Source organism: Vibrio fluvialis, from assembly GCF_900460245.1.
In the GTDB taxonomy this organism is placed as follows: domain Bacteria; phylum Pseudomonadota; class Gammaproteobacteria; order Enterobacterales; family Vibrionaceae; genus Vibrio; species Vibrio fluvialis.
On record NZ_UHIP01000002.1, the window covers coordinates 1,030,093 to 1,041,491 of the forward strand.

The window sequence follows — 11,399 nt, forward strand, 5'->3', positions numbered from 1 at the left end:
ATTAATAGCATTGTTTATTAATATCAAAGAGTTGCTATTCGCGACTGTCATGAATCAGTGTAGGAATCTGTCTGTTTCCACCTTAACTCAATTTGTTTTCATAACCCAAACACTATCTGATGGGATTGTGTTATACGTGCGGTGATTGGTCGTTCTGCGTCCGATGTGAAGCAGTGAGGTTAAAGTGGCACTTAGTCCTTGTTTGTATTAGGGTTAATTAGTGAGCTAACTCTCAAATCTGCAAACATTGATTCCGTGATATTTCAGGGAAAGGAGATCTGATATAAGGATGCGTTCAGATAAAAATACACTTGTAACAAAGTGATAACAAATGTATAAGTCTTTCTACTATTATTCTAATGTCCAAGCCTGCCGTGGAGCGATTCTATGATCAATCCGTCTTCTGCCTCTCACGCACAAAAGGCGCTTCTCTCAGAACGTATCAATAAATTAGCCAAAGCCCTGTCTGATGGCGTGTACGAACGTGAAAGTACCATCAAATTGTGTCTTCTTGCCGCTTTGTCCGGTGAGAGTGTATTTCTGCTCGGTCCTCCGGGCATTGCCAAAAGTTTAATCGCCAAACGACTGATCCAAGCGTTCGATAACAGCAGCTATTTCGAATATCTGATGACTCGCTTTTCCACGCCGGAAGAGGTGTTTGGTCCACTCAGTATCCAAGAGCTTAAAGACAACGGTCGTTACGTGCGTCTGACGCAAGGTTACTTGCCTACCGCGCAAGTGGTGTTTCTGGATGAAATCTGGAAAGCCGGCCCGGCAATCCTCAATACGCTATTGACCGTCGTTAACGAAAAAACGTTCAAAAACGGTAGCGATATCGAACGCGTGCCGATGCGCCTTTTGGTTTCTGCATCCAACGAATTGCCGGATGAAGACAGTGGCCTTGAAGCCTTGTATGACCGCATGCTGGTACGTGTGTTCGTTAACCGCATTCAAAACAAGCAGAACTTTAAATCCATGCTGACCGTCGGTACGCCGCAGGAAGCGCGTATTCCTGACGGGCTGGCGATCACTGACGAAGAGTATCATCAATGGCAGTCTCAACTGGATAAGCTGGAGCTGAGTGATGATGTGTTTGAGAAGCTGTATCAGCTGAAAAATATGCTGGAGAAGGCGGTTGAGGATAGCCATCTGCCACAAGCCGATGTGTATGTGTCTGACCGCCGTTGGAAAAAAGCAGTGAAGCTGCTCAAAGCCAGCGCGTTCTTTAATGGTCGCGATGCGATCAATCCGCTCGATTTGCTGCTGTTACAAGACTGTCTGTGGAACAGCCCGGAATCGCGTGAAGTGGTGCGCGAAGTGATTCGCGAGTTTGCGCTGCGCTATGCATTTGACCAACTTGAGGTCGAGCAGCAAATCGAACTGTGCCGCGAAGAGCTCACCGCGATTCAGGATGAGCTGGAATCTGAATTCGGCATGATGTTGTCGATGGAAACCTCAACCGGTCTTATCAAAAAGCAATTCCACCAATATGACATCAGCAACGCTAAAAGCTACAAAGTCGGTTCGGCGTATGACTTGGTGAAACTGGTCTTGCTGCAAAGCAACATGTCGGTTTCAGAGTCGGAGAAAGGTGACAGTCGCTGGGTATACGTGCCGAAGAACGAACTGGAGCGCGTGATCAAAGAAGGCCGTGGCGATGTGTATGGTTACGTCAATCAGAACACCAACCTGTGCCGTCTGCGTTTTGATGTGGATGCAAGCAACAATCTGGTGATCAAAGACATTGCCAACCGTTCGGTGCTGGTGTCACTGGTCACAGCGCAAGGTCTGGACGCTTCTTTGTATCAGGATTGGTTGGTCAAGGCCGAGCAGGCAGTGACGCAACTGCAGCATGCTGAGCACCACTTGCGTAAAGTTCGTTCTAAATTCCACGGCGCGCTGCCACACAACTTTATCGATCCGGAACTGCCGACCGCAATGGAAGCGACATTGCAGCAGCTTCAGCAGCAGCTCGATGGCACTCAGACCGAGTGCGAGAAAAGCGTGCAGCGTTTTCGCAATCTTGACCAATTCTTCTCGTAGGTGGCCTGAATGCTCGGTGTAGACGGACTGAACCTCGCGCTGATGATTGCTGACTCCGGGATCATTGATACAGCGGTCAGCGATTTAATGGGTCGTTCTCAGGTCATGATGATGGCAGAAAGCCGTGGCGTAAAATCGTCGGTGAAAAGCCATCTGCTCAAATGGCGCGGTAGCGTGAAAAAACGCATAACCCGCGTGTGCGAAACCGAGCGTTTTCAGCAAGAATTAGGACTCTATCAGGAAGTGATTCACTGGGATGAAGAGACCTTCTTTGAACGCATCCCTGACGTGGTGAAAAAGCTGGAATGGCATTCGGCGTTCTATTTGCCCGCCCGCCGTCTGCTGGAAAAAAACAAAGGCATTCACAACCCTATGTTTGCTCATTTCTTTTGCGATCAGTGGTACAAGTCGCTGTCTGATGCCATTCGTCAGGCGCAGATTCTCGAGCTGGAAGCCAACAAAGAAAAGCTGCTGGCCGATCTCTACCAGCGCATGGAAACCATCCGTAATATGGACAAGGTGACCGAATCGGGTGACGAGGCCAGTGTCGGGCGCTTGTGGGATATGGCGGCTGCCAAGCTGAGTCGCGGTGATATCTCGGTGATGAAACGTCACGCGGAGTTTCTCAAAAAGAATCAGGGATTGCAGGAAATTGCTGAACAGTTAGGTCGTATGGCCAGCGATATTGATGATCCGGATCTTAATCGTGCGCCAGCCGAAGAGCTGCAAATGGTGGAAGAGAAATCTGATGAGGCGACCGATGACATCGTCGGCATTCATGAAAGTGACGATTTAAACAAGCTGCTGCCCAACGAAACCATGTTTCTGGCTTATCCTGAGCTGGAAGTGGTGTTCTACAAACATTTGGTCGACAAACGTTTGATGAACTATCGCATGCAGGGTAAATCACGCACGCTGCGCAAAGTGCGTGCTCACCGGCCGGATAACAAGCAGGCCGATATTGAGAAAGGTCCGTTCATTGTGTGTGTTGATGCTTCCGGTTCGATGAACGGGTTTCCTGAGCAATGCGCCAAAGCGATGGCTTATGCCCTGATGCAGATTGCGCTGGCCGAAGATCGCGACTGCTTTGTGATGCTGTTTTCGACTGAACACATTACCTATGAACTGACCCGACAGGACGGTCTGCGTGAAGCGAGCGATTTTCTCAGTTACGCGTTTCACGGCGGCACCGATCTTGAACCTGTGATGCTCAAATCCATTGAGTTGATGGAGGGGGGCCGCTACAAAAACGCCGATATGGTGGTGATTTCCGATTTCATCGCGCCAAAACAGGACGAAGAAATTCTGGCCAAAGTACAGCTTCTGAAGCAGAAAAAGAACCGCTTTCATGCCATCAGTTTGTCCAAATATGGCAACCCTGAGCTGATGAGTATGTTTGATCACTGCTGGCACTATCATCCTAATCTGGTCGGGCGCTTAATGCGCAAGTGGTGAGATAACGCGTTTCAGGCGGCTTGAGCGCTGAAGAACTGGTCAATCTGGTGTAAATCTCAGCAGGCAAACTAAAAAAGTATTTTTTTGTTTGACTCTCGTCGCTCAATCCGTAAAGTGTGCAGCGAACGCAACGGGGAACGCCCCGAATGATGTTCAAGGTAAGGCGCGTTGGCAGAGTGGCCATGCAGCGGATTGCAAATCCGTGAACCTCGGTTCGACTCCGGGACGCGCCTCCATTCTCTCCTTGAATATCAATTCCTAGCCAGCTTAATGCTGGTTTTTTTATGCCTGAAATTCGGCGCTTCACGGATTCTTGTTTGAATACGACGACCCGCTAAAGGTCGAATCGCCGTATTGTCTTTACTTCTCTGCCTGCGACTCACTATCAAAGTAATCTTTCACTGCTTGCGCCTGGTTCGCATCAATTTGCATTTGCGGCCAACGTTTGGCTTTATTGATCACCATGTTGAGGTAGTCGCTATCTGGCGCCAGTTGGCTACCGAGCCTAGAGTTGAGTGCCTGATAATTGGCAACGACTTGGTCACGGTTCAATTTGCCCGGTGAGAGATCCAACTGATAGCCGCGAAACAGCCACTGCAACCCTTGATAAACCGCCGGATGATAGACCGAGTGGTGATCGTCGTTTTCGTAGTAGTGGAAAGTGACATCCAGATTGGCTGCCGGGTGAGCGTTGACGCTCTCAGCGAAGGCTTTGAGATGATCGCGGTGAAAGGCTGAGCGGCCAAAACCTGGCGTGTAGGGGTTATTGGCGACGGCGATGTACAGCGAAGAGCGGTGTTTGAGCGGCGTAATCAACGCATGTTCAATGCGCTGATAGTTGCTTGGGTAGTCAAACCATAGGCTGGCATCAATGGAGATATAGCCCTGAAAAGCGCCTTTGTCGCGCGCCACAGAGTCGAGTGCGAGCAGCCCGCCTAAAGAGTGCCCCACTAACAGGTTGGGTGCAGTGGTACGAAATTGGCGTTCAATGTCTGGGCGCAGTTCCTGAGTCAGATATTGCAGGAATTTAGGTCCGCCTCCGGTATGCGCATAGCTCGGACCTGCTGATTCGCCATTGGGGAGTTGAGTGGTATGGCTGGGGGTGTAATCACGCATACGATCCGTATTGTGTATGGCGACGATGATCATCGCCGGTATCGCAGGCGTCAGGCCGGAACGAAATGAATGGACGATCCCCGCAACCTGCAACAGGCGCTGATCGCCATCGAGCAGATACAGTACCGGAAAATGCTGATTGGGATAGCGAGCATACTCTTGTGGTAAATAGACGCTGTATTGGCGGTCTTCGTTGAGCAGCGACGAGTGATGAGTGTATAGCTGAGCGTAGTTGAGCGGAGCTGATTGGGCAGATGACAAGCTCAGCAAGGCGGCGAACGTCGTGATGATTTTCTTCATAAACAGATGGGTTCCAGTGTAAATCAGTGCGAAAACCCAATCGGAGTCAACACCGATTGGGTTTTGCAATCAAGAAGAGCAGGGCTATCGCCCTGCAGACAGGCGTTATTTGAATTTATAAGTGAAGCCTGCCATGACGTTCGCCGGTTCACCGTACATGTTGAATGTGGTGGTTGTGCCGACACGGTAGAAATATTCGCGGTCAAACAAGTTGTAGACGTTAAACGTCGCCTGCATATTGTCGGTGATGTCGTAGCGAATCGCGGCATCGAATAGTGCGTAACCGCCCTGATGCGTGGTCACTCCATTCTTAGTGAAGGAGTAATCGCTCACTGCGGTCATACCGCCGCCGATGTGCAGGCCTTGCACCCAGTCTGCCAGATGGTAATCAGTCCACAATGACAGTGAGTGGCGAGGAATGGCATCAAATTTGGAGTTGTGGTCGCCGGATTTTTCGTCGATATCAGTGAAGGTATAACCTGTCATCGTCATCCAGTTTTGAGTCAGGTAGCCAGTGGCTTCCAGTTCCACCCCTTTGGTTTCCACTTTACCGGTCGCCCAGTAGGTGTTGGTGATAGCGACGCCGCTGTCATCGTATGCTTGCGCAGCGATATTGTTGTCTTTCATCAGGAATACGCTGGCGCGTGTGTTCAGACGGCCATCAAGCAGTGACGATTTTACGCCCGTTTCCCACTGGTTGCCTTCACGTGGTTTGAGCATGTCGCCGTTTTCATCCTGGCTGGTTTGCGGTTTAAACACTTTTGAATAGCTCGCATACAACGCGTGCTCATCAGTCAGGTCATACACTACGCCGGCATAAGGGGTGATCTTGCCATTAAAGCTATCGGTTTCGCTGCTTTCTGCGCCAGTAGAGAGTGTCGTGGTGGTGCTTTCCAAATCGTACCAGGAAACACGAGCTCCGGTGATGACGGCCAGAGGTTCCAGCAAACGCCACGTCACTTTACCGTACAGGCCGAGTTCCGATTGCACTTCATGGACATTGCTGGTGTAGCTGTACGTTGGTGTGGAAACGCTGGTTGGATCGTAATCAAACACGTTAATCGACGCGAACTTGCGGTTGGTGTAGCTCTGTGTGTCTGATTCGTAGCGTTTGTAATCCGTACCGACGACAAACTCGCTTTGATGGCCAAGCAGGCCGAACATCTGGCTGTAGTTTGCATCAAACGCTGCGTTTTTCTGTTGGTTTGCCTGCGCACTGAACATCAGACCGGTATTGCCATCGGCATCCACCGCACCATTGGTGTAAGTCTGCTCCAGCGACATGTCGTGGTCCATATAACGCGCTGAGATCTGACCGACACCGCCATTCGGGAAAGCGTGTTGCAAGGACGCGCCGACATCAGTGGTCTTGGCGTTAAAATTGTCGTCCGCAGACCCCAAATAGGTGCTACGGCTGACGTTGAGCATTGAGCCGTCGCTGTAGGCTGGCAACCCATTGGTTGGCACAATGTCCTTGGTTTGATGCAGGACGTATACGGACAGCAAGGTGGTATCAGACAAGTCGAATTCCATGGTGCCGTAATAGGTGCCATTATCGTTGTCGTTGTAATCCACCTGGTTTTTGATATCGGCGTTCGCGACAACAAAGCGGCCACGCACGGTGCCATCTTCATTCAGTGAACCTCCCATATCTGCTTCAAGGTAATGGCGATCCCAGCTGCCGTAACGCGCCGTCACCGAACCGCTGAATTCTTCCGTTGGGCGTTTCAAAACCATGTTGATCACGCCGCCGAGTTCACTGGTGCTGTTGAACAGGCCGGATGGACCACGCATGATTTCGACGCGGTCGACCGCCGCCAGAGAAGGCAGGTTACCGTATTTGCTCTGCATCGGGGATGGCAAACCGTTCAGGTTCACTTCATCGTATTCGTAGCCGCGGGAGAAAATGGAAGAGCGGCCACTGTCGTTGACCATAGTGCGCAAGCCCGGGGTGTATTTAGCGAGATCGTCCACGGCGACAAAATTACGTTCTTCAATGTAATCGTTGGTCAGGACAGTGATCGACTGAGGAATGTCTTTCAATGCCGCGGGTGTTTTGGTGCCTACCGTAGCAGAATCAACGCTGTAGCCGCCCGTTTCTTCTGACGGCGCCATGCCGTACAGCGGGTTACCATAAACCACAACCGTTTCGTCAGCTTTGTCCTGAGATTCTTCAGCCATCGCTGGTTGAAGGGATGCGAAACCAAGGGCAACTGAAATAGCCAGCGCCACTGGATTCAATGCTTTGTTTTGAAAGACCACCATAAAGCGATTAACTCCTTAAATCTATATGATAATTATTTTCATTTGATTTTGTGGGCGTTAATATATCACTCATTATCGGGACAATATTTTGCGTTCTGTTCATTTAGTTTTTCAAAATGGTCAAAGTAGTGATGAGTAATTCAGTGGTCGGAGAGTTCAACGTTCGTCAGCGCGGTTTGTTTACCGGCAGGGTTGAAAACCTGAAAGTGCAGGACGGAGTTCTGTTCCACAATAAGGACATCGTACATAAGGCCGATTTTTCTACTCAGCGCGAGATTCCGCCGCAGTTGATCATTGCCATTCCGCTGGAGAGCAAGGCGTTAATGACCTACGGAGAAACTCATCAGCTCAAAGGGTGTCGTTTCCATAAGTCCGATCCGATCGTCGCGACGGCCATTAATTACCTCGAACCCGGATTAGTGCGCGGCGCGGCCAAAGCCTATGTGCGCAGCCGCAGTATTGTGCTTTCATTTTCAACCCATTGGCTTGATACGACGATGAATGACAAAACCCGAGAGCACTTTCAGCAGGTGCTCAGCCGTCATTTGAGTCGTTTTGACTGGTCGTTACCACCGCATATCGGCCAGATGGCGGAAGCGCTCAATCTGACCAGCAGCCAAAGTGCGGCGGAATCTCTGATGCGTGAGGCATTTGCATTGGCGGTCTGGGATAACCTGATGACGAACATCAGGCAACGGTCGTTTGTGTCGTCTTTGCGCCATGACGCCCAGTCAAACCGGCTGAAAATGTTTCTGATGGAGGAAAAAGTTGACGACATGCCGCTGACAACCATTGCCCAGGAGCTGGGAATGAGCGTTTCAACCCTGCAACGTGCGGCAAGAAAAGAGCTTGGCATGAGCCTGCAACGATACCTGCGTGAGCGTAAGCTGCAACAAGTTAAGGTAAAACTGGAAGAACGCAGTGTCACCATTCAGGAAGCGGCAGAAATAGCAGGTTATGCGCATTCAGCCAACTTTATTACTGCGTTTCGTAAGCTGTTCGGTTTTTCGCCAAATCACATGAAAAAGGGGAGGTAAAAGATAATCTTTTGCAATCGATTGCCTTAATTTAATACCCCCTAAAGTGGTAGTTTGCAGATTTTGTTGCATATCTGCTTGCGAGTGTTAAATGAATCCATATATTTGTCGCTATAGTTTATGTGGGTTTTATCACTAGTGGTGAGTAATCGTGAGCACAGAAAAGGAAGTCTCGTTTGGCCGCGACGAGATGATTATAAGTAAAACTGATCTTCAAGGCCGTTTAACCTACGCGAATCGCACTTTCATGCGCGTCGCTAATTTCTCTGAAATCCAGCTGTTGGGGCAGAATCACAACATCATTCGTCATCCTTCGATGCCCCGGGGTGTTTTTCATGGTTTATGGAAAACACTCAAATCCGGTCAGGAGTTTTTTGGTTTCGTCAAAAATACAACCGCCGATGGAAACTACTATTGGGTTTTCGCCAATATCACCCCGGACGTCATTAATGGCAAAACGGTAGGTTACTATTCCGTGCGCCGCACACCGCCTAAAGAGTCGATTGAGGTCATCAAAAAAATCTATCAGCAGATGTCTGAGAAGGAACGTCACGCAGACAGAAAGCAGGCTCCGGAGCTTTCCTGGAACTGGATGGTGAACACCGTTGAGCGAGAGCAAGGCATGAGCTACGAGCAATATGTTCTCGATTTGTACAAACGGTATCGATAAAAAAGGACAGCGTGATGAATAACAGTCATATCAGTAAAAATATCCTGCTGCTCAGACAAAAATTTCTGGTGCTGTGCTGCGTCTTTGTGGCGGTGATCATTGGGTTGTCGATCGCCAATATCTTTTTGTATGGATTTAATTGGCTCAACTTAGTGGTGCCAGTGTTCACTGTCGGGTTTGCGTTTTATGCCTATCGCGATCAGATTCGCCCGATTATGGTGCTGGGGCGTATTTGTGATGCGCTCGAAGAAGCCAAGCAAGGCAATATTCACGTACGTATCACCCAAACCAAAGGCTTGGGTGAAGTCGGTCAGGTGGCATGGGCACTGAACGATTTTCTCGACATTGTCGAAACCAACTTCAAAGAGCTGTCGAACAGCTTTCAGCGTACTTCGCAAAAGCAATTTCATCGTAATGGTTTATCCGATGGTATGCCGGGCGAATTTGCCGCGACGATGGACAACATCAACATTGCAATTCGGTCGATGCACGATGCTCATATCTTTTCGACTCAGAATCGTTTGAAAAGTGAGTTGCACCATATCAACACGTCGAACCTGTTGATCAATCTGAAAAACAACCAGCAGGAACTGGTGTCGCTGTCGCAAAGGATGGACGATGTGCTGTCGATTGCGACGCAAAACCGCGATGGTGCGGAGGGCAGCCGTGAAACGGTGAAAGAGCTGAAATACGCGCTCGAAGACATGAACCTGCGCATGACCAGTATGGAAGAGACGGCACAACGCCTTGGCAGCAATAGTGTGCGAATTTCAGACACGATTAAGATCATCACTGATATTGCCGAGCAAACCAACTTGCTGGCGCTCAACGCGGCTATTGAAGCCGCGCGTGCGGGAGAAGTGGGACGTGGTTTTGCAGTGGTGGCCGATGAAGTGCGTATGCTGGCGGATCGCACCCGTTCCTCGACAGCAGAAATCAGCAATGTGGTAACGTCGCTGACTGAGCAGATTCAAGATATGGTGTCGCAAACCATGGCAGTAGGTGAGCAAACCGCTAAGGTGGGCGATGAAGTGAATCACTTCCACACCAACTTTGATCAGGTGGCGAATTCGTCGCAGGAGACCATTGCGCTGATCAACCAAACTAAAGACATCGCGTTTGCAACTCTGGTCAAACTGGATCACATCATCTACATGCAAAATGGCTACATCGGTCTGGAGAGCAACGGTGAAGGCAATGAGGCGCATGCCGTGAGTGTTGATCACCATCATTGTCGCTTGGGTAAATGGTACTACGAAGGTGAAGGCTATGAGTCATTCAAAGACTTGCCTGCCTATCGCCGCCTAGCGAGCCATCACAAAGAGGTGCACAGCAAAATGCATGTGGCGATGGACTTGGTGAAACAAGACTGGCTCAATGACGACAGCGTGCTGCACTCTTTGATTGCTACGATCAGTGATGCCGAGAAAGCGAGTAACCACGTGATGGGCTGTATTTCTGACATGGTGGCGGAAAAACACGGCTAACTTAACGCAAAGACAACGAAGTAACGTCAGCCGCAGTGTCATCACTGCGGCTTTTTAATGTCTTATTTTCGCCGATGAAGCTTGTGTAATGAGTGGAGAATACGTTGTTTGTTCTGCTTATGACGTTCTAACGTATGCTCAATAAATTCCGCGATCGCTCCTGAGGTTTGAACTTCGTATTGCAAAGGAGCCAGATGGTCACGACAGAAGACGATTTGACTGGCGGTGTCGTTGAATTCTCCCAACTCAGTTTGCAGCTGTTTGAGTTTCTTGAGTGACAAACCAGAACGGGTATTAAGTTTGAAAGCCAGACCAAAATCGGCCAGATAGCGTACTTTCTTACCCGCGATTCGCACGTTGTGGATGGCTTCGTCGGAGCTGTGGGCATCGACTTTGTCGATGCGTTTAAGAAGCCGTTTATGATGCTCATTCCACTGTGTTTGTGCGAACTCGGCGATATCACCGAGGCCCATATCACTAGGATGTTGGGCGCAGTCAAGCAAACTGGCGTAGGTGGCTTGTTTCAACTCTCGGTACTCTTTGCCTTTCAGCCACAAGGTGAGCAGTTCAAAAGCCTGGACTCGTTCAGTCTGAACAAAAGGTAGCAGCGGCGTCAGCTTCGCGAAGATCGCGGCGTCATGCGATTGAGGGTTAATAAATACATCCAGATCACGTACTTTCCCGGTCGGTTCCATCAAGGTTTTGAACTGTTGCAACAGCAGGCTGACGGGTTTGCTTTGATACAACCCGGCCATGATTGAGAGTAGCGAGCGGCAGCGGCGCAGGCTGACCCGATACTGATGAAGATATTCACTCTCCTGATCACGCAAAACTCCCGGCTCGTATAGCTGAGCAAGTTGAAACTCATTCACGAGATACTGACTGAATAGCCAGAAAGCGGGTGTGCCAGGCTCGTTGCTAAGCTGCGTAATCGGGTTGGACAGGGTTAAGGGAGAAAACTCGCGCATGATTCACCTCCGGTACACAGAGTGTAGCGCGCGGAAAAGCGCTTGCGCATGGCAGACA

Annotated in this window: 8 protein-coding genes and 1 tRNA gene; 6 read left to right on the forward strand and 3 right to left on the reverse strand. The window is 49.8% G+C overall.

From position 1 onward, the window contains the following. Positions 1–387 precede the first annotated feature (387 nt). The 3 genes from DYA43_RS19800 to DYA43_RS19810 all read left to right on the forward strand — a co-directional run bounded on the left by DYA43_RS19800 (position 388) and on the right by DYA43_RS19810 (position 3,734). Positions 388–2,043: an ATPase RavA domain-containing protein gene (locus DYA43_RS19800; protein ID WP_061055455.1), complete on the forward strand. Its 1,656-nt coding sequence runs from the start codon at positions 388–390 to the stop codon at positions 2,041–2,043. Positions 2,044–2,052: 9 nt separating this feature from the next. Then, a complete protein-coding gene (viaA, locus tag DYA43_RS19805) occupies positions 2,053–3,498 on the forward strand; it encodes an ATPase RavA stimulator ViaA (RefSeq protein WP_020329146.1) in 1,446 nt (481 codons plus the stop codon). A 162-nt stretch (positions 3,499–3,660) separates the two neighbouring features. Further along, positions 3,661–3,734, forward strand: a tRNA-Cys gene (locus tag DYA43_RS19810). Positions 3,735–3,858: 124 nt separating this feature from the next. Here DYA43_RS19810 and DYA43_RS19815 read toward each other — a convergent pair. Both DYA43_RS19815 and DYA43_RS19820 read right to left on the reverse strand, forming a co-directional pair. Then, positions 3,859–4,914, reverse strand: coding sequence for an alpha/beta hydrolase (locus tag DYA43_RS19815; protein ID WP_061055456.1), 1,056 nt, complete (start codon positions 4,912–4,914; stop codon positions 3,859–3,861). A 105-nt stretch (positions 4,915–5,019) separates the two neighbouring features. Further along, positions 5,020–7,179, reverse strand: a complete 2,160-nt coding sequence (locus DYA43_RS19820; protein WP_061055457.1) for a TonB-dependent siderophore receptor — start codon at positions 7,177–7,179, stop codon at positions 5,020–5,022. Positions 7,180–7,310: 131 nt separating this feature from the next. On the opposite strand from DYA43_RS19820, the gene DYA43_RS19825 reads away from it, so the two are divergent. The 3 genes from DYA43_RS19825 to DYA43_RS19835 all read left to right on the forward strand — a co-directional run bounded on the left by DYA43_RS19825 (position 7,311) and on the right by DYA43_RS19835 (position 10,373). Continuing rightward, complete coding sequence (locus DYA43_RS19825; protein WP_225869400.1) at positions 7,311–8,216, forward strand: helix-turn-helix transcriptional regulator; 906 nt, start codon at positions 7,311–7,313, stop codon at positions 8,214–8,216. A 151-nt stretch (positions 8,217–8,367) separates the two neighbouring features. Continuing rightward, on the forward strand, positions 8,368–8,886 hold the full coding sequence (locus tag DYA43_RS19830; RefSeq protein ID WP_020430301.1) for a PAS domain-containing protein: 519 nt from the start codon (positions 8,368–8,370) through the stop codon (positions 8,884–8,886). A gap of 14 nt (positions 8,887–8,900) precedes the next feature. Further along, positions 8,901–10,373 carry a methyl-accepting chemotaxis protein gene (locus tag DYA43_RS19835; RefSeq protein ID WP_061055459.1) on the forward strand — a complete coding sequence of 491 codons (1,473 nt, stop codon included), beginning with the start codon at positions 8,901–8,903 and terminating at the stop codon, positions 10,371–10,373. A 62-nt stretch (positions 10,374–10,435) separates the two neighbouring features. Here DYA43_RS19835 and DYA43_RS19840 read toward each other — a convergent pair whose 3' ends face one another. Continuing rightward, the gene (locus DYA43_RS19840; RefSeq protein WP_061055460.1) at positions 10,436–11,341 is read right to left on the reverse strand and encodes a CHAD domain-containing protein; all 906 of its coding nucleotides are present in this window, start codon (positions 11,339–11,341) and stop codon (positions 10,436–10,438) included. Between the last annotated feature and the right edge of the window lie 58 nt (positions 11,342–11,399).